The following is a 19,589-nucleotide window of genomic DNA, read 5'->3' as shown; positions in this document are numbered from 1 at the left end:
CGGCTTGCGCCGGCCTTTCCTCATTACGTCGCGATGCTGCTTACAGCGCCTTGGCGGCTTCCACCACGTGCGCGGTGGTGATGCCGAAGTGCTTGTACAGCTGGTCGGCCGGGGCGGAGGCACCGAAGGTGTCGATACCGATCACGGCACCGTCCAGGCCGACGAACTGGCGCCAGAAACCGGTGACGCCGGCTTCCACGGCCACGCGCTTGCGCACGGCGTTCGGCAGCACCGATTCACGGTAGGCCGCATCCTGGCGCAGGAACACGTCGGTGGACGGCATCGAGACCACGCGGGTCTTGAGACCAGCCGCATCCAGCTGGGCCTTGGCTTCGGTGGCCAGCGAGACTTCCGAACCGGTGGCGATCAGGATCACATCCGGGGTACCGGCGGCATCGGCCAGCACGTAACCGCCGCGCTCGATCTGCGCGATCTGCTCGGCGCTGCGCGGCTGGTGCGGCAGGTTCTGGCGGCTGAACACCAGGCAGCTCGGGCCGTCCTGGCGGGTGATCGCGGCCTTCCAGCTCACCGCCGACTCGACCGCATCGCACGGACGCCACACGTCGTTGTTCGGGATGTAGCGCAGCGAGGCCAGGTGCTCCACCGGCTGGTGGGTCGGGCCGTCTTCGCCCAGGCCGATCGAGTCGTGGGTGTAGACGTGGATGGCGTGCGCCGGGATCAGCGCGCTCATGCGCACGCCGTTGCGGGCGTAGTCGCTGAACACCAGGAAGGTGGCGTCGAACGGAATGAAGCCACCGTGCAGGGCCAGGCCGTTGGCAATGGCGGTCATGCCGAACTCGCGCACGCCGTAATACACGTAGTTGGCGTTGGCGTCGTCGCTGGCAACCGATTTGCTGCCCTTCCACAGGGTCAGGTTGGAGTGCGCCAGGTCGGCCGAACCGCCGACGATTTCCGGCAGCAGCGGGGCATAGGCTTCGATGGCCAGCTGCGACGCCTTGCGCGAGGCGATCGTCGGGCCTTCCGCGGCCACCTGGGCGATGTACGCATCGGCCTTGGCAACGAAGTCGGCCGGCAGTTCGCCATGCGAGCGGCGGGTCAGTTCGGCTGCTTCAGCCGGGTACTGGCTGGCGTACTTGTCGAACAGCTGTTCCCACTCGGCCTGACGCAGGGTGCCGGCGCCATTGGCGCGCCAGCCGTCGTAGATCGCCTGCGGGATCTCGAACGGACCGTATTCCCAGCCCAGCTGCTTGCGGGTGGCTTCCAGCTCGTCCTTGCCCAGCGGTGCGCCGTGGCTGGATTCCTTGCCCGCCTTGTTCGGCGAACCAAACCCGATGGTGGTGCGGCAGCAGATCAGGGTCGGCTTGTCGCTCTGCGACAGCGCGGCCTCGATGCCGGCCTTGATGCTGTCCGGGTCATGGCCATCGACGTCGCGGACCACGTTCCAGCCATAGGCCTCGAAACGCTCCGGGGTGTTGTCGGTGAACCAGCCCTCGACGTTGCCGTCGATGGAGATGTGGTTGTTGTCCCAGAAGCAGACCAGCTTGTGCAGGCCCCAGGTGCCGGCCAGCGAAGCGGCTTCATGCGACACGCCTTCCATCAGGCAGCCATCGCCCATGAACACCCAGGTGCGGTGGTCGACCACTTCCAGCTCCGGACGGTTGAAGCGCTGTGCCAGCAGCTTCTCGGCCAGGGCGAAGCCCACGGCATTGGCGAAACCCTGGCCCAGCGGGCCGGTGGTGGTCTCCACGCCCGGGGTCTCGTGGCGTTCCGGGTGACCGGCGGTGTGGCTGCCCAGCTGGCGGAACAGCTTCAGCTGCTCGATCGGCAGGTCGTAGCCGCTCAGGTGCAGCAGCGCGTACTGCAGCATCGAACCGTGGCCGTTGGACAGCACGAAACGGTCGCGGTTGAACCAGTGCGGGTTGCTCGGGTTATGGCGGAGGTAGTCGTTCCAGAGGACTTCGGCGATGTCGGCCATGCCCATGGGCATGCCGGGGTGGCCGGACTTTGCGGTTTCAACCGCATCGGCGGCAAGGAAGCGGATGGCGTTGGCCAACTGGCGACGGGTAGGCTGCGTCATGGTTCTGTCGGAATCGGGAGGCGGCCGCGGACGTGCGGGCGGCCTATTGTCCCATAGTCGCCGGGCGGGGGGTCAGTTCACCTTGCCCGGTCGTGCCGGCCGCTGGCCGGCACGTCATGATCTCCGCCGGATTCCGCATGTGAAAGGGGTCGGAGCCCTTTCCCTGCGGAAAGGAATCCGACCCCGATCAGGTCGCCAGCAGTGGCGTTGGACTCAGTCCTGCTGCGGACCCAGGGCCGGGCCATCGTGCGACTCGCCCTTGGCCACCAGCGTGGTCAGGGCCAGGTCGCCGGTCACGTTCAGCGCGGTACGGCACATGTCCAGGAAGTGATTCACGCCCAGGATCAGGCCGATGCCCAGCGGATTCACACCGACCATCGCGCAGATCATCGCCACCACCGGCAGCGATCCCGACGGCACGCCGGCGGTACCGATGCCACCGAGGATGCAGACCGCCATCACCATGATCTGCTGGCCGATGCTCAGGTCAACGCCGAAGAACTGGGCCAGGAAGATCACCGTCACGCCCTCGAACAGCGCGGTGCCGTTCTGGTTGGCGGTGGCACCCACGGTCAGCACGAAGCGCGACACGCGCTGCGGCAGGCCCATCTGGTCGGCCACGCGCAGCGCGGTCGGCAGGGTGGCATTGCTGGAGGCGGTGGAGAACGCCATCACCGTTGCTTCCTGGGTATCGCGGAAGAACGACAGCGGCGAGCGGCCGGACAGCCACACCGCGGTACCGTAGGTCACGATCATGTGCAGGCCCAGCGCCAGCACCACCACGCCCACATAGGCACCCAGGCGGATGATCAGCTCGAAGCCGAACAGCGCGGCCAGGTTGAACATGAAGCAGGCCACCGCATAAGGGGCCAGGCGGATGACCAGGTTGATCAGGGTCATCGAGATTTCGAACACGCCTTCGATGGCGCGGCGCAGCGGGGCAACCTTTTCATTGTCGGTCAGCACCATGCCGATGCCGAACATCAGCGCGAAGAACATCAGCGACAGGATCGCGCCGTTGTCCGACGCGGCCTGCAGCACGTTGCTCGGCACGATCGACAGCAGCATGTCCATGCCCTTCGGCGTGCCGTGGATGCCAGCGACGATTTCCTTGCTGCGCTCGGCGTTCTCCGAGAGCATCAGTGCCGCAGTCTGCGGATCGACGCCCGCGCCCGGCTTGAGCAGGTTGACCAGCACCAGGCCGATGCCCACCGCGATGCCGGACAGCAGCACGGTGTAGGCCAGGGTCTTCCAGCCGATGCGGCCGAGGGCGCGGATGTCGCCCATCTCCGACACGCCCATGATCAGCGCCGAGAAGATCAGCGGCACGATCAGCATGAAGATCAGGTTGAGGAACAGGCCCGACGCCGGGGTGGTGACGTAGTCCATTACCCACTTGGCACCAGCCTGCAGACCATCGACGCTGCCGCCCAGGGCGTGCACGATCAGTCCCAGGACCAGGCCGATCGCAAAGCCGATGCCCATCTTCCAATGCAGGGGCAACTTCTTCTTGTCGGCAGCAGCTGCTGTCATACGCGGGTTTCCTCGAAAAATGAATGCACTCTAACAAAGCGCGCAAGCGGCGCCGGTTCAGGTTCGCCGCGGCGGATACAGCGGCGCCAGGTCAGTGTCGGCGGTGCCCGCAGCCGCCGACCAGTGCGGTCCGTCACGGAAGACCTCGCGCAGGCGCGTGCGCAGCGGCGCCAGATCCCCCTGCCCGCCCCACCGCGCCTGCTGCAGGTCCTGTAGCACTTGACGCTGGGCTGCATCCCCAAGCCGCGCGATGACCTGCTCGATGCGTTCCACACCAGCCATCGCACACAGCTGTGCTTCCACCTGGTCGAAGCCCTCGCCATCCAGCGCGCGGCGCAGTTCTGCCAGGCCGGCACGCCCGCCCGCCGCAGTCGGCACAGAGGGCTTGCCCGCTACAGGCGCCACTGCGCGCGGGCGCCGACCTCGCTGCCAGCCCCACAGGAGAGTCAGCAGCCACAGCAACGCCAGGCCGATGGCCGCCGCCATCCACGGCCACGGACGCTCGGACAGGCCGCTGGCACGCGGATCGGTCGCGGCGATGCGGCTGTCCTGGCCATCGGCGCCCGGCAGCGCGGCATCGGTGTCGATCGGCGGCAATGGCGCCGGTGAGGCAGTGCCGGTGCCGGCCGCGACGGCCAGCGTCAGGTCCGGCAGCTTCGCCTCCTGCGCCTTGCCGTTACGCACATCCCACCAGGGCAGGCGCGGCCCCGGCACCACCAGCGAACCCGGCTGGCGCGGCACGATCGAATAGCGGCGGGTGATCTTCAGGCGCGGCGTGCTGCCGTTGAAGGTCTCTTCGTACTGTGCCGGTTCGGCGAACACCTGCGCATTGGTGCCGACATCCGGCACCGGCAGGTCGGTGAACTGCGCGCGCGTCGCGCCTTCGGCAACCGCTTCGACCACCACGTTGGCGGCCTCACCGGTGCGGGCACTGGTCGGCGCACTGGTGTAGCGCAGCTGCAGGCTCTGCAGTGGCAGCCACGGCTGCGGGGCCTGCGCCGGCTGTGCCTGCACCTGCAGCGTGCGGTCTGCGCCGGTGGCATTCATGCGGCCATCGCCACCGCCGAAGAAGTCGTCGAAGAAGCCACCCGCACTGCGCCCACTGAAACGGGCACCGGCCAGGCGCAACGCGCCACTGCGCTCGGGGATCAGCAGGAAACGCCGTTCGACCACGTTGTAGCGGCGCCCGTTGACCTGGCGTACATCGGTGCGGTCGTCGCCCACACGCTGCAACGACGCGCCCGCCGGGGTATCCAGCACCAGCTCGCCGGAGGCCAGCTGCGAGGCGAAGTACAGCCGCACCACCACGCCCACGCTCTGCTGCACATACGGCGTATCGTCATCGACAACGGTTTCGATGAAGGCCATCGCATTGCTGTCGGGCCCCGCCACGGCGGCCGCATCGACCTGCAGCGTCAGCGGTGCGGTGCGCACACTGCCCACCTGCAGGCCCGGTACCACCAGCGCACCACTACGTCGTGGTGTCAGCGCCACGCCATACAGGTTGCGCTGCTGCATGCTGCCATTGCTCCATTCCACCTGGCGGCTGCTGGTCTGCCCGCTCAGGTCGAAGTCGGTGCGCAATGGCGTGAAGTCAGGGGCGCCCTGGTCGCTCTCGACATTGAGCGTGACCGTGTCGCCCATCGCGATGCGGTCGCGGTCCAGCCACGCGCGCGGCTGCGCCCAGGCCAGCAGCGGCAGCCACAACAGCAGCGCCGCCAGTACCTGTCGAGGCCAGTGCCCGTGCATGTTGATCGACCGCGTCATCGCCCTTCCCTCTTCCTGCGTTCGTTTTCCAGCTGGAACTTGGCCCGCAGCAATGCGCCCGGATCATCCGGCACACGCCGCATCCATGCCTCCACCGCCTGTTGCTCCTCGCGCTGGCGCGGCGTGCGGCCCTCACCACCCGGCACTGGCTTGCCCCCCTTGCCGGCCTCACCCTCGCGTGCCTGCTGCATCGCCTGCTGCATGCGCTGGCGCTGCTGTTCATCGGCCTGCGCCTGCGCCTTGGCATCTTCCACCTGCGGTGGTGCCTGCTGGCCATCGCGGCCACGTTCGCCAGGCTGAGGCTCCGACTGCGCGTTGTTGTCACCCGCCTTGGGCTGGCCCTGCTGGCCCGACGGCGGCTGGCCCTGGCCGGGTTGCTGCTGGCCCTGCTTCGGCTGTCCCTGTGGGTTCTGTTGGCCCTGCGGGCCCTGCGGTTGTTTCTGCTGCCCGTTCTGCGGTGGCTTCTGTTGATCCTGGCCTTGGCCGCCCCCGGATGGCCTGCGCTTGCGTGCGGCATCGACCACGGCGCGGTTGGCCACTGCATCGGCCATGCCCGGATGCAGCGCCAGTGCGCGGTCGTAGGCGGCGATCGCTTCGTCGTAGTTGCCTTCGCGTGCAAGCGTGTTGGCCAGGTTGTACCAACCGGCATCGCTGTCGATGCCTTCGAACTGTCTGCGTGCAGTGGCGAAGTCGCCCTTGCGGTAGGCCTGAACCCCCTCGGCCAGGCGTTGATGCTGCAGCTGGTCGCTGCGCTTCCACAGCGTGCCCTGCGCCGGCTGCGAGACAGGCGTCGCAGGGGCCTGCGCCTGCGCGTCATTCATCCATGGCAGCAGACCCACCGCGAGCACCGCGGCCAGCACCGCGCGACGGCGGAAGGCCAGCAATGCCAGCAGCATCACCGGCGGCAGCAACCAGAAGCCTTCGTCACGCCACTGCTTGCCTTCGCCCGGCCGCTGCGCCGCCGTGCCGTCGCGCGCGTCGAGTACACCGAGCGCACGCAGATCGCCGTCATCGGCAGAGATGCGCGCATAGCGGCCGCCACCGGCAGTGGCGACTGCACGCAGGCTGCCCTCATCCAGCGCGGCCTGGCGGATCTGCCCATTGCCATCGCGGTACGCCGCACCGGCAGGCGTGCCCAGGCCCAGCACCGACACCTGCAGGCCCAGGCTGCGTGCCTGCGCCGCCGCCAGTGCAGCTTCGCTGTCCGCCTGATCGCTGACCAGCAGGATCTGCCCCTGCAACGCGCCGATCTGCCGCATCAAGCGTGTCGCCCAGTCGATGCCGCGGTCGGCACGCTGGCCATCACGCGGCATCACGTCCGGCGACAGCGCATCCAGATACAACGCAACATTGCTGCCGTCGTCGGTCAGCGGCGCCACGGTGTAGGCATCATCGGCATACACCACCAGCCCCACCTGCCCGCCCTGGCGCGCGCGCAGCAGCTCGCCCACTTTCGCCCGCGCCTGCAGCAGGCGCGACGGCGGAAGATCGGTTGCCGTGATCCGGCTGGACAGGTCCAGCACCACCAGCAGCGGTGCGCTGGCCTGGAACATCGGTTGTGCCTGCTGGCGCCAGCTCGGCCCGGCCATGGCCAGCGATGCCAGTGTCCAGCCCAGCAGCAGCGCCCATGGCAGGCGCACTCGCCGCTTCGCGCCCGCGGCCAGCAGATGTGGCAACAGGTGTGCGTCCACCGCCTGCCGCCACGCATCACTGCGTCGCTGCCGGTACACCGCGAGCGCGAGGATCAGGGGCAACGCCAGCAGCGCCCACAACCACTCCGGTCGCAGGAAGTGCAATGCGCTCCAATCGGGGAGATTCGAAGCAAACGCGATCATCGGCGACGCTCCGGCCACAGCCAGGCCAGCACGCCCAGCAGCAACGCCAGCCCCAACGGCCAGGCATAGCGTTCTTCGCGCGGACGCAGGCTCGGCCCCTTCGCGGCGACCGGCTCCAGGCGATCGAGCTCGGCGTAGATCCCGGCCAGCTGCGCGGTGTCACGCGCGCGGAAGAACTGGCCACCGGTCATGCTGGCGATCTTCTTCAGGGTGGCCTCATCGACCGGATCCTGGTCGGTGGAAATCGGGATACCAAACAGGCGCATGCTGCCATCGCCGCCGAATGCAACCGTGTGGATGCGCACGCCTTCGGCGCGCGCGACTTCCGCGGCGCGCAGCGGCTCCAGCACACCGGCGTTGCTGACACCATCGGTCAACAGGATCAGCACGCGCTGTCCCTCCGGCTGGCTGCGCAGGCGCTTCACCGCCAGGCCGATGGCATCACCGATGGCGGTCTCGCGCCCGGCCAGGCCGACCACGCTGTCGCGCAGCTGATCGCGCACGCTGGCCAGGTCTGCGGTAAGCGGCGTAAGCGTGTAGGCGCGATCACCGAAAATCAGCAGGCCGACGCGGTCGCCGGCACGACGATCCAGGAAGTCGGCCAGCACGGCCTTGGCCGCGGTGAGGCGATCAACCGCCTGGGCTCCCAGCACCATGTCACCCTCGCCCATGCTGCCGGACACGTCCATCGCCAGCATCATCTGCCGGCCCTGCTGCGGCGGCGTGATGGCTTCGCCCAGCTGCTGCGGCCGTGCCAGCGCGATGCACAGCGCGCACCAGCCCAGCCATAGCAGCAGCGTGCGCAGCCACGACACGTCGACGCGGCCCCCACCGGACAGCGCTTCGAGCTCGGCGGCGGCGTAGGGCACACGCAGCGCGGCGCCCGGTTCTGCACGGCGCTTCCACCAGCGCATCAGCAACGGCAACGGTAGCGCGAGCAATGCCAGTGGCCATGCCAGCTGCAGGTCCGGCCATGGCCAATAGGTCGTCCAGAGGTTCATCGGCGGCGCTCCAGCAGCATCGCCAGATAGCGCTCGCGGGCCCAGCTGCGCACGGCCGCCACGTCGTTGCTGTCGACGCGTGGGCGATACGCGCCTTCGGCCAGCAGGCTGCGGCGCGCATCGGGCAACGTGCCCTGCGGGTCTACACGCTGCCACCAGGCATCATCGCGCAGCGATTCACTGCCCGGCTTTGCACGGCGTGCGGCACGGCGCAGCAATCCGGCAATGGCCGCCAGTTCGGCCGCAGCGTCGGTGGTGGCTGCCAGCTCGCTATCGAACAGCTGCAACCAACGCTGGCGGCGACGGCGACGCCGCCACATCAGCACGGCGATCACCAACAGCACCAGCACAACCGCCGCGCCGACCATCAGGTAACCGGGGGCAGGCGGCCACCATGAAGGTGCCGGTGGCAACTGCACATCGCGCAGCGGCAGCGCGGCGCTCACGCCGGCACCTCGGTCGGTGACGGCGCCAGCCACGCGTCGCTGGGCGCATCCGTGGACAGCACCTGCACATCGACACGGCGTGCGCCGAGCTGGCGCCGCAGTTCCTGCAGCGGTTCGACGAAGTGTGCCTGCCAATGCGCCTGCACTTCACTGCGGCGCAGGTCGAGGCCGATGCGCTGCTGTGCGGTCTGGAACTGCAGCGCCGCCGAGGGGGGATGCAGTTCCAGTGGATCAACCAGCAGCACCAGGCTGAGATCGTGATGCTGGGCCAGCGCGCTCCAGCGCGCGGGCGGAATGCGGATGGCCTGCTGCGGATCGGCCAGCACCAGCATGCGTGCCCCCGGGCGCAGCACGCGACCGGCATGATCCAGCGCGCGCGCCAAGCCCAGATCGTCGGCCGGCGGCTGTGCATACCAGCGGGTCAGCGCGTCGAGCACGCGCAGCACGCCGCGTGGCCCACCCGCGGGGGCAATCGGCGCTTCGCGATCGCTGCCGCGCAGCGCACCCACGCGGTCGCCGCGGCGCTGCGCCGACCACGCGGCAACCGCACCGGCACGGGCGGCCTGTACCGATTTGAAGCGCACGCGCGTGCCGAAGTACAGCGCCGGCGACGTATCGGCCACGATCAGGCTGACCCGCTCGCGCTCGGCCTGGAACAATTTGGTATGGGCGCGGCCGGTGCGCGCAGTCACGCGCCAATCGATGTGGCGCGCGTCGTCGCCAGCTACATATTCGCGCGACTCGGCGTATTCCATGCCGCGGCCGCGCAGTTGGGACGGTGCCTGGCCCGCGTTGCCGGTGCGGCCACGGCGCGGCGGCGGCGGACGCTGTGCCAGCCGCCGTAGCGCGACCAGTTCGGCCAGCTGCGGGCGCAGCCCGTCACCTTCGAGCGCGGACGGTGCCTGTTCCAGGGATGGATCGGTCATGCGCAGGCTCAGGGTGCCGGCACCCGGGCCAGCAGCTCCTGCACCAGGCGCTCGCCGTCCCAGCCCTCGGCGGTGGCTTCATAGCTGGGCAGCACGCGATGGCGCAGCACGTCGGCGGCGACTGCACGCACGTCGTCGGGCGTGACGAAGTCACGGCCGGCCAGCCACGCCCGCGCACGGGCACAGCGCTCCAGTGCGATGGAACCGCGCGGGCTTGCCCCCCAGGCGATGCGGCGGCCGAGGCCGGCGTCGTAGCGCGCGGGATCGCGCGAGGCCAGCACCAGTTCGATCAGGTAGCGCTCCAGTGCCGGTGCCATGTGCAGGTCCAGCACTTCGCGGCGGGCGTCGAACACGTCCTGCATCGGCATCTTGTCCGGCGCCGGCGCAGCCTCGCCCAATGCACCACGGGCACGCTCACGGGCCAGCCGCAGGATTTCCGATTCGGCGGCCTGGTCCGGGTAACCGATGCGCACATGCATCAGGAAACGGTCCAGCTGCGCTTCCGGCAGCGGGAAGGTGCCCTCCTGCTCGATCGGGTTCTGCGTGGCCATCACCAGGAACAGCGGCGGCAGCGCATAGGTATGGCGGCCAACCGTGACCTGGCGCTCGCCCATGGCCTCCAGCAGCGCCGACTGCACTTTGGCCGGTGCCCGGTTGATCTCGTCGGCCAGCAGGATCGGGTGGAAGATCGGGCCGGGCACGAACTCGAAGCGGCCCTCCTGCGGGCGCCAGATCTCGGTGCCGGTGAGGTCGGCCGGCAGCAGGTCGGGGGTGAACTGCACGCGGGCAAAGTCTGCTTCCAGGCGCGAGGCCAGTGCACGGATCGCCGTGGTCTTGGCCAGGCCCGGCGCGCCCTCCACCAGCAGATGGCCGTCGGCCAACAATGCAATCAGCAGGCGTTCGACCAGTGCCGCCTGGCCGACGATCTCGGCCGACAGCGCGTCGCGCAGCTGGGTGAACGCCGCATGCAGGCGGGAGGTGGCCGGCGCGGGCGGCGGCGAGACGGTTTCGGGCATCGGCGGTGGCAGGTTCATGGGGGCCTTTGACCGGCGCAGGACGGCACGGGTTCCCGACATCATCGCAGGGTGCCCTGCGATTGGCATCAAGAACCGCTGAACAGCCGTCCACACCGGGTATGGATCTGCTTCGTGCATGCCGCCAGCCCAAACGAAAAAGGGCCGCACGGGGCGGCCCTTCTTCGTTTCGCGGGAGGCGCGGGCTCAGTTCTGCTTGGCCACGCGCAGCACCTTCGGGGTGACGAACACCAGCAGTTCGGCCTTGTCCTTGTTGCGACCGCGCTTCTTGAACAGGTTGCCCAGGAACGGCACGTCGCCCAGGAACGGCACCTTGCTGATGCTGTTGCGATCGGTGAACTCGTAGACGCCACCGATCACCACGGTCTGCCCATCCTCGACCAGCACCGCGGTGTTGACTTCGCGACGGTTGATCGACGGCACGGTGCCGTAGCCCTCCAGCTGGATCAGCTGGTCGACTTCGTCCTTCTTCACCTGCATGTTGAGGAACACGCGGTTGTCGTTGGTGATGGTCGGGGTGACCTTCAGCTCCAGCACCACTTCCTTGAACTGGACGTTCGGGGTCGCCACGCCGCCAGCGGTACCACCGCTGATGGTGACGTAGCCGATTTCCTTGCCCTGCTTGATCATCGCTTCGCGCTGGTTGGTGGTGACCACGCGCGGGTTGGAGATCACCTCGCCTCGCGATTCCTGCTGCATGGCAGACAGCTCCACGTCCAGCAGGTAACCGGCATTGAGGATCGACAGCGCCAGCGAACCCGGGTTGCTGGCGGCGGCCACCGGCAGGTTCCAGTTCAGGCCGCGGGTGATCGCCGAGCCGGACTTCACCGGCGGCGGGCCGACCCGGCCACCGGCTTCCCAGTCACGCTCGGCCTTGGCATTGGCCAGGTCGGTTGCGACCTGCGACTTGCGGGTCTCGGCATTGGCATCCAGGCTGCCACTGAAGTACACGTTGTCACGGCTGCCGCTGACACCGAACTTCGCACCCAGTTCGCGGGCGAAGGTATCGGTGGCGATGACGATGCGGCTTTCGATCAGCACCTGGTCGACCGGGCGGTCGATCACGTTGATCAGCTCGCGCATGCGCGCGATCTTCTTCGGGATGTCGCTGATCATCAGCGTGTTGGTGCGTTCGTCGGCCACGATGCGGCCGCGCGAGGACAGGAAGCCACTGTCTTCCTGCGAGGAGCTGCCCGAACCACCACCACTGCCACCACCACCGCTGCCGCCGATGCCCTTGGCCTCGGTCAGCGCTTTGAAGATCTGCGTGGCGCTGTGGTAGTTGATCTGGATGTAGTCGGTCTGCAGGTCTTCGCGGTTCTCGATGGCGATGCGCGCGTCTTCCTTTTCCTGCTCGAACTTGGCCAGTTCGGCCTGCGGCGCCACCCAGATCACGCTGCCGTCGCGACGCTTGTCCAGGCCCTTGGCGCGCAGGACGATGTCCAGCGCCTGGTCCCACGGCACATTGACCAGGCGCAGGGTCACGTTGCCCTGCACCGAGTCGGACGCCACCACGTTCAGGTTGGACTCCTCGGCGATCAACTGCAGCACGGTGCGCACCGGCACGTCCTGGAAGTTGAAGGTCACCGGCTTGCCGGTGAAGCCGCGCTGGCCGACGGCCTTGGCCGCCTGGGTGACGCTGCCGGCGGTGACCGCACCCACGGCGGCTTGGGCCTGGCGCGGGCTGATCTCGACCACGTATTCGTTGCCGCTCTGGTAGGCCAGCGACTCCACCGCGCCACCGGTGCTCAGCACCAGTTGGGTGCCGGCGCCCGACGGCTTGGCGTCGATGCGCTGTACCGGCGTGGCGAAGTCGGTGACGTTCATCGGCTTCTGCAGGTTGGCCGGCAGCCGGGCATTGCCGACGTCGACCACCACGCTGTTGCCCTGCGTGCGCAGGTCAGGGATCGCGCCCTGCCCGTCGAACTGCACGATCAGGCGCCCGGCGCCGTCATCGCCACGCTTGAAATCGATCTTGGCCACCGACAGGCCCGCCGGCGCGGCGGCCGGTGCCACGGTGGCGCCCACCGTCTTTTCCGCCGGTGCGGCAGCCAGCGCCGGAGCGCAGGCCAGCATCAGCGCGACTCCCAGCGCGCTGACACGGTTCAAGGTAGAGCGCCGGATGGGACGCAGCCCCTTGGCTTGGTGAAAGGTCATCGTGCTATCCCCAGTAAACGATCATTGATCTTCAAGCGAGAGCGTTGCCGGCCGTTCCAGCCAGCCACCCGCGCCATCCGGCACCAGTTCGATCAGCTCCACGCGGTCTTCGAAGACCGCCGTGACCCGCCCGTCGCTCTGCCCCAGGTAACCGCCCGGGCGAACCCGGTAGGTGACCTTGTCCGGCCCCATCACCAGCGCCACGGTACCTGCGCCGGTACCGATGGTGCCGACCATGTCCAGCGCATCCAGCGGGAAGCCTTCCAACGGCTCCTTGCGCCGGTTCGGGTCCGGTCGCAATCCGCCGTTCCCCTGCTGCGGATTGGTCCAGGCATCGGTGAACGGATCGCGCATGCCCTGCGCGGAGTATTCAAAGGTCTCGAACTGCTGCATCACCGGCAGCGGCTCCAGCGGTTGCGCCGGTCGCGCGCGCTCGCCTTCCACCCACTTCTCAAGGTTCGGTGCGTCGCCGGGCGTGCTGGTCACGCCACGGCCGCAACCAGCCAGCAGCAGCACAGCCAGCACCATCGCACCACGTACGGTCTGCGCGCGCATCACTTCTTGCCCTCCTTGCCAGCGTCGGACGCCTGCTGCGCCTGCACCTCGGTCTCGTCCAGGTAGCGGTAGGTCTTGACCGTACCGGACAGTTCCAGTGCACCGCTGCGGACGTTGCCGCCGGTCTTTTCCTTGGGCTTGAGGTTGATGTCATGCATGGTCAGGATCACCACCCGCGGCAGCGAGGCCACGCCACTGACGAACGCGCCGAACTGGTGGTAACTGCCCACCATGCGCAGCTTGATCGGCTTCTCGGCGTAGAACTCCTTGATCTGCTCCTGCTCCGGCTCGAACAGCTCGTTGGTCAGGCCGCTGGACAGCGCGGTCTGCGAGATGTCGATGATCAGGTCGGGCATTTCGGTCTTGCTCGGCAGCTGCCGCAGCATCTGCTGCAGCACCTGCTCCATCTGCGCCAGCTGCTGCTTCAGCGGCCCCAGGTTCACCGCGCGTTCCTGCTGCTTGGTGAACTCGGTGCGCAGCTCGACTTCCTTCGATTCCAGGCCGGCCAGTTCTTCGCGCTTGCCGCTGATCAGCAGCATCCACGCCACGAACATGATGACCAGCGCCAGCAACGAGCAGAAGACGATCTTGGCCTTCTGCGGCCAGTTGCCGATGTCGTTGAAATCCAGGTTCTTGATGTCGATCTTCTGGCTCATGCGCGGTCCCCCTGCAGCAGCGCATTGAAGGCCTGCGGCGGCTGCGCCAGGCGGCTGCCCTCAGGCTTCGGGGCAGGTGCCGGGGCCGGCGCGGCGGCCGGAGCGGCCGGTTGGTTCGGCTTGGCCGGCGTGGCCGGTGCAGTGGCCGGTGCGGCGGGAGCTGCTGCCGGCTGGCCCGCCGCCGGCGCCGCAGGCGTTGCGGCATCCGGACCTGCGGCCAACGGAGCCACCGGTGCCGGCGCAGCCGTCGCCACCGAGCCATCGGCGTTCAGGCCCGGCGTCGCCGACACCTCTTCGCTCTGTGCCGGCAGTTTCACCTTGACCACGAACACGTAGGGCAGCGCCTTGATGTCGGCCAGCGGGCCGGCCTTGCCGTCCTTGTCCTTCTCCGGGTCACGCGCTTCGATGATCGACAGCTCCGGGTTGGTCATCCAGCCGGAGGTCTCCAGGTTGCGCATGTAGGCCGAAACGCGGGCGTTGGACTGGGTGCGGCCTTCCAGCGTCAGTACATCCCCTTCCTGCTTCAGCGCGGTCAGCACCACGCCGTCGGGGATGGTGCGCACCAGCGCGTCGAACAGGTGGACCATCTGCGAGCGCTTGGCCTGCAGCTCCTCGATCACCTTCTTGCGCGCCAGCAGGCGTTCCTTCTGCGCGTCGAGGCGGTCGATCTCCTTGTTCTGTTCCTTGACCTTCTCGATCTCGGCTTCCAGATAGGCATTGCGGTCCATCTGACCGCTCACCTGACGGTCGTAGTAGAACCAGATCATCAGCGACAGCAGCAGGCCACCGACGGCGGCCATGCCCAGCATTGCGTAGAACTCGCGCTGGCGTTGCTTGCGCCGCTCGGCGCGCCAGGGCAATAGATTGATGCGTGCCATCAGTCAAAGCTCCTCAGCGCCAGACCGGTCGCGATCATCAGCGCGGGGGCATCCTGGGCCAACGCATGCGCGTTCACCTTCGGCCCCAGGGTCATCTGCGCCAGCGGGTTGGCGACCACGGTCGGCACGCCCAGCTGTTCCTCGACCATCTCCGGCAGGCCACCGAGCACGGCGCAGCCGCCGGCCAGCACGATGTGATCGACGCGGTTGAATTCGCTGCCTGCGTAGAAAAACTGCAGCAGGCGGCTGATCTGCTGGACCGTGGCTTCCTTGAACGGCTCCAGCACTTCCATCTCGTAGCTTTCCGGCAGGCCGCCCTGGCGCTTGGCCAGCCCGGCTTCCTCGTAGCTCAGCCCGTAGCGGCGCATGATCTCATCGGTCAGCTGCTTGCCACCGAACACCTGCTCGCGGCTGTAGAGGCTGCGGCCGCCGCGCAGGACATTGAGGGTGGTCATGGTGGCGCCGATATCGACCAGCGCGACCACGCCGTCGATGGATACCGGCAGCTCGCTGGCGACCAGGGCGTAGGCGTTCTCGACCGCGAAGGCCTCCACGTCCATCACCTTGGCCTGCAGGCCACCGAGTTCCAGCGCGGACTGGCGCAGCTCGACATTCTCCGAACGCGACGCGGCCAGCAGCACCTGGACCATCTCCGGGTTGTTCGGGATCGACCCGATCACCTCGAAGTCCAGGTTCACTTCCTCGATCGGATACGGAATGTAGTTGACCGCTTCCAGCTCGATCTGGGCTTCCATGTCGTTTTCGTCGAGATCGGCCGGCATCGGGATCACCTTGGTGATCACTGCCGACCCCGCGACGGCGGCAGCGGCCAATTTGGCCTTGCTGCCTGAACGGTTCATCGCCCGACGGATGGCCTCACCCACGGCCTCCACTTCAACGATGTTTTTCTCCACCACCGCATTGGGCGGCAGAGGTTCCACAGCGTAATGTTCCACGCGGAAACGATTGCCGCTGCGGGACAGCTGCAAAAGCTTTACCGCAGTCGAACTGATGTCGACGCCTACGAGCGGCGACTGACTTTTTGGGATGAGCCCCACGGTTTCTCCCCTGCCGACGGGCACTTGGACGCAAGACCTGCGCCCAAGCATTAATAACGTATTCTTAGCAAATGGCAACGGCCCTGCTGTGAATTCCTTCACGGATTCACCATGCAGCCCCTGACTGTTCCCCTTGCGCTCCCCGGTGCCGACCCCAGCCGGCACCTTGCGTAATCTATACTCTGCGACCACGAAATTCGCAATCGGAATCTGAACCCGATGACTCGACTCCGCCGCTGGCTGCGCTGGATCTTCTTGATTGTCCTGGTCCTGGCGCTGATCGGCGCGGCCGCCGTGGGCGGTCTGTACTACGCCGTTTCCTCCAAGCTTCCCGACGTGCAGACCCTGCGCGACGTGGAAATGCAGGAGCCGATGTACGTCTATGCTGCCGATGGCAAGCTGATGGCGGTGTTCGGCGAGACCCGGCGGACCCCGATCACCATGAAGGACGTGCCGGAGAAGCTGAAGCAGGCCTTCCTGGCGACCGAGGACGCCCGCTTCTACGAGCACGGCGGCGTGGACTACATGGGCATCGGCCGGGCGGTCTGGCTGCTGGCCACCACCAGCGACAAGCGCGTGCCGGGTGGCTCCACCATCACCCAGCAGGTGGCCCGCCAGTTCTTCCTCAGCTCCGAGTACAGCTACACCCGCAAGCTGGCCGAGATCCTGCTGGCGCGCAAGATCGAGTCCGAGCTGAGCAAGGACGAGATCTTCGAGCTGTACCTGAACAAGAGTTTCTTCGGCAACCGCGCCTACGGCGTGGCCGCTGCCGCCGAGTTCTATTACGGCAAGAAACTGAACGAGCTGGACCTGGATGAGATGGCCTCGCTGGCCGGCATCCCCAAGTTCCCCTCGTCGGGCAACCCGATCTCCAACCCGGAGCGTGCCCGCCAGCGCCGCGACAACTACGTGCTGCAGCGCATGGCCGACCTGAAATTCGTCAGCCAGGCCGAGGCCGACGCGGCCAAGGCCGTGCCGATGCACGCCACCGCGCATGAGCCGCCGGTGCAGGTCGATGCTCCGTACGTGGCCGAGCTGGTACGCCAGGAGATGATCGCCCGCTTCGGCGGCGACGTGGTCAACAAGGGCTATCACGTCACCACCACCATCGACTCCACCCTGCAGACCGCCGCGAACCAGTCGGTGCGCGACGGCCTGCTGCTGTACGACCACCGCCACGGCTGGCACGGCGTGGAGAAACAGGTGCAGGTGGGTGCCGGCGAAGACGCCGCCGCCCTGGCCGAGCACCTACGCGGCATGTACGGCCAGGCCGGCCTGCTGCCGGCGATCGTCGCCAGCACCGGCGCCGACGGCAGCGCCACCGTGGTGCTGGCCAACCGCAGCGAGATCGTGCTGCCGGCCGGCGCCGCCAAGTGGACCAACAAGACCCCGGGCAAGCTGGTGCAGCGCGGCGACATCGTGCGCGTGCGCGCCGGGGCCAAGGAGGGCGAGTGGCTGCTGGACCAGATCCCCCGCGGCCAGTCCGCGCTGGTCTCGCTGGATGCCCACAGCGGCGCGCTGAAGGCGCTGGTGGGTGGCTTCAGCTTCTCCGGCAACAAGTTCAACCGCGCCACCCAGGCCCGCCGCCAGCCGGGTTCGAGCTTCAAGCCGTTCGTCTACGCAGCTGCCTTCGACAAGGGCTACAACCCGGCCTCGATCGTGCTCGACGCCCCGGTCGTGTTCCGCGATCGCCGCGGCAAGACCTGGGCCCCGCAGAACGACGGCGGCGGCTTCCGCGGCCCGATGCGTCTGCGCGAAGCGCTGGTGCAGTCACGCAACCTGGTGTCGGTGCGCCTGCTCGATGGCATGGGCGTGGACTACGCACGCAAGTACATCAGCGAGTTTGGCTTTGCCGAATCGGAGCTGCCGCCGAACCTGTCGATGTCGCTGGGCACCGCCTCGCTGACCCCGCTGTCGGTGGCGCGCGGCTACGCCGTGTTCGCCAACGGCGGCTCGCGCGTGGACACCTGGCTGATCGACCAGGTCAATGACCGCGACGGCAACCTGGTGTTCAAGGAAAACCCGGCGCTGGCCTGCCGCGACTGCGCCGGCAGCAGTGACCAGCCGGTCAACCAGGTGGTGGACGGCTTCAACTTCGGCGCTCCGGCCCCGAAGGTGGACCCGGCCGCCGCCAAGGCCGAAGCCAAGGTCGAAACCCCGGCGGCACCGGCCAACCCGGATGCCCGCACTGCCCCGCGCGCGATCGACGCCCGCACCGCCTACCAGCTGGTATCGATGATGCGCGACGTGGTCCAGCGCGGTACCGGCGTTCAGGCCAAGGTGCTCGGCCGCGAGGACGTGGGCGGCAAGACCGGCTCCACCAACGACCACCGCGACGCCTGGTTCTCCGGCTTCGGTGGCCCGTACGTGACCACCGTGTGGGTGGGCCGCGACGACTTCCGTTCGCTGGGTTACCGCGAATACGGTGGCAAGGCCGCCCTGCCGATCTGGATCGACTACATGCGCACCGCGCTGAAGGACACCCCGATCGCGCAGAACGACCCGCCCAGCGGCATGGTCCAGGCCACCCTCAACGGCGCGACCGAGTGGGTGAAGGTGGAAGACATGGACCGCCTGACCGACTACGACCTGAACCTCAATACGCCGCAGGCCGACGCCGCCGCGTTCGATATCTTCTGAGGAAGGTTCTGGTGGGTGCCAACGGTGAGTTGGCACCCATGCGGCTGTAGAGCCGAGCCCATGCTCGGCTCCGGGCGCCTGCGGTAGAGCAGCCGAGCATGGGCTCGGCTCTACAGGATCAACGGCACCCACTTGCTCGCCTCCATGAAATACCCACGCGGATGTCACATCCGTGCGCTAGTCTGTAGCCAGGTCGCAACAGGAGTCATCGCATGCATCGCGCCCGTCAGCATGCTGCCAGCCAGACCCGCGAGCGGCGCCATCGCCTCGCCCACGAAGCCGCCCGCCTGATGGCCGAAGGCGGCATCCGCGACTACCACCAGGCCAAATTGAAGGCTGCCAGCCGGCTCGGCATCCACGACGATGCCTCCCTGCCCCGCAACACCGAGATCGAAGACGCCCTGCGCGAGTACCAGCGGCTGTTCTCCGGCCCCCAGCACGGCAACGAACTGCAGCGCCGCCGCGAAGCCGCGATGCGCGCGCTGGAGTTCCTGCACGGCTTCGCACCGCGCCTGGCCGGCCCGGTGCTGGAGGGCACCGCCGATGCCAACAGCCCCGTACAGCTGCACCTGCACAGCGACGACCCGGAAGCCGTGCACCGCTTCCTGGACGAGCACGGCATTCCCGCCGAGTCGCGGACGCGCCGACTGCGGATGGACCGCGAACGGAGCCTGGACGTGCCGGTGTGGGTGTTCAGCGCCGAAGAGCTGACCTTCGACCTGGCCGTGCTGCCGTATGACGCCCTGCGCCAGGCGCCCTTGTCGCCGGTGGATGAGAAGCCGATGCGACGCGCGTCTGTCGCACAGTTGCGGCAGCTGCTGGCCGAGGCGGAGATCACCGCGTATATCGGGGGGTGACGGTTGCGCCGGCCTTGGGGTGCGGACCGTTGGTCCGCACGATGCATCAGGCATCCGAACACCTGGTCCAAGAGCAGCCGAGCATGGCTCGGCTCTACAGAAGGCGCGCTGCCTGCTTCCTTCTTCTGGTGGGTGCGGACCGTTGGTCCGCACTGTGCATCAGGCATCCGGACACCTGGCCCAAGAGCAGCCGAGCATGGCTCGGCTC

General features: G+C 67.9%; 15 protein-coding genes. 2 read left to right on the top strand and 13 right to left on the bottom strand.

The annotated features are described in order from the left end of the window. Positions 1-40 precede the first annotated feature (40 nt). From tkt to AC5P56_RS03920, 13 genes are all read right to left on the bottom strand, one after another. Entirely contained in the window at positions 41-2,038 is a 1,998-nt protein-coding gene (gene tkt, locus AC5P56_RS03980) for a transketolase (RefSeq protein ID WP_014648248.1), read from the bottom strand. A 213-nt stretch (positions 2,039-2,251) separates the two neighbouring features. Further along, complete coding sequence (locus AC5P56_RS03975; RefSeq protein WP_014648249.1) at positions 2,252-3,571, bottom strand: dicarboxylate/amino acid:cation symporter; 1,320 nt, start codon at positions 3,569-3,571, stop codon at positions 2,252-2,254. Between the two features lie 57 nt (positions 3,572-3,628). After that, positions 3,629-5,338, bottom strand: a complete 1,710-nt coding sequence (locus AC5P56_RS03970; protein WP_142235233.1) for a BatD family protein — start codon at positions 5,336-5,338, stop codon at positions 3,629-3,631. Further along, positions 5,335-7,173, bottom strand: coding sequence for a VWA domain-containing protein (locus tag AC5P56_RS03965; protein ID WP_049440451.1), 1,839 nt, complete (start codon positions 7,171-7,173; stop codon positions 5,335-5,337). Before AC5P56_RS03965 ends, AC5P56_RS03970 begins: the two co-directional genes overlap by 4 nt. Next, complete coding sequence (locus AC5P56_RS03960) at positions 7,170-8,174, bottom strand: vWA domain-containing protein (RefSeq protein WP_014648252.1); 1,005 nt, start codon at positions 8,172-8,174, stop codon at positions 7,170-7,172. The genes AC5P56_RS03965 and AC5P56_RS03960 overlap by 4 nt, the downstream gene beginning before the upstream one ends. Next, positions 8,171-8,620, bottom strand: a complete 450-nt coding sequence (locus AC5P56_RS03955) for a DUF4381 family protein (RefSeq protein ID WP_032962172.1) — start codon at positions 8,618-8,620, stop codon at positions 8,171-8,173. Before AC5P56_RS03955 ends, AC5P56_RS03960 begins: the two co-directional genes overlap by 4 nt. Beyond that, positions 8,617-9,546 (bottom strand): DUF58 domain-containing protein, encoded by a 930-nt coding sequence (locus tag AC5P56_RS03950; RefSeq protein ID WP_032962159.1) that lies wholly within the window; start codon positions 9,544-9,546, stop codon positions 8,617-8,619. The genes AC5P56_RS03955 and AC5P56_RS03950 overlap by 4 nt, the downstream gene beginning before the upstream one ends. An 8-nt stretch (positions 9,547-9,554) precedes the next feature. Continuing rightward, positions 9,555-10,580 carry an AAA family ATPase gene (locus tag AC5P56_RS03945; protein ID WP_014648255.1) on the bottom strand — a complete coding sequence of 342 codons (1,026 nt, stop codon included), beginning with the start codon at positions 10,578-10,580 and terminating at the stop codon, positions 9,555-9,557. A gap of 186 nt (positions 10,581-10,766) precedes the next feature. Beyond that, positions 10,767-12,737 carry a type IV pilus secretin PilQ family protein gene (locus AC5P56_RS03940; protein WP_241887072.1) on the bottom strand — a complete coding sequence of 657 codons (1,971 nt, stop codon included), beginning with the start codon at positions 12,735-12,737 and terminating at the stop codon, positions 10,767-10,769. Between the two features lie 21 nt (positions 12,738-12,758). Beyond that, positions 12,759-13,292 carry a pilus assembly protein PilP gene (locus AC5P56_RS03935; RefSeq protein ID WP_005418914.1) on the bottom strand — a complete coding sequence of 178 codons (534 nt, stop codon included), beginning with the start codon at positions 13,290-13,292 and terminating at the stop codon, positions 12,759-12,761. Then, entirely contained in the window at positions 13,292-13,948 is a 657-nt protein-coding gene (locus AC5P56_RS03930) for a type IV pilus inner membrane component PilO (RefSeq protein ID WP_014648258.1), read from the bottom strand. The genes AC5P56_RS03935 and AC5P56_RS03930 overlap by 1 nt, the downstream gene beginning before the upstream one ends. Further along, positions 13,945-14,826, bottom strand: a complete 882-nt coding sequence (locus AC5P56_RS03925) for a PilN domain-containing protein (protein WP_014648259.1) — start codon at positions 14,824-14,826, stop codon at positions 13,945-13,947. The genes AC5P56_RS03930 and AC5P56_RS03925 overlap by 4 nt, the downstream gene beginning before the upstream one ends. Further along, positions 14,826-15,884, bottom strand: coding sequence for a pilus assembly protein PilM (locus AC5P56_RS03920; RefSeq protein WP_014038321.1), 1,059 nt, complete (start codon positions 15,882-15,884; stop codon positions 14,826-14,828). Before AC5P56_RS03920 ends, AC5P56_RS03925 begins: the two co-directional genes overlap by 1 nt. Before the next feature lie 219 nt (positions 15,885-16,103). Here AC5P56_RS03920 and AC5P56_RS03915 point away from each other — a divergent pair, with 219 nt between their 5' ends. Together AC5P56_RS03915 and AC5P56_RS03910 are read left to right on the top strand one after the other, a co-directional pair. Further along, complete coding sequence (locus tag AC5P56_RS03915) at positions 16,104-18,524, top strand: penicillin-binding protein 1A (protein WP_046432301.1); 2,421 nt, start codon at positions 16,104-16,106, stop codon at positions 18,522-18,524. A gap of 212 nt (positions 18,525-18,736) precedes the next feature. Then, on the top strand, positions 18,737-19,381 hold the full coding sequence (locus tag AC5P56_RS03910) for a hypothetical protein (RefSeq protein ID WP_043034094.1): 645 nt from the start codon (positions 18,737-18,739) through the stop codon (positions 19,379-19,381). The last annotated feature ends 208 nt before the right edge of the window (positions 19,382-19,589 follow it).

This window comes from Stenotrophomonas sp. YJH_SMC_131, from assembly GCF_059367975.1.
This window is presented reverse-complemented; position numbering and strand designations above follow the sequence as displayed.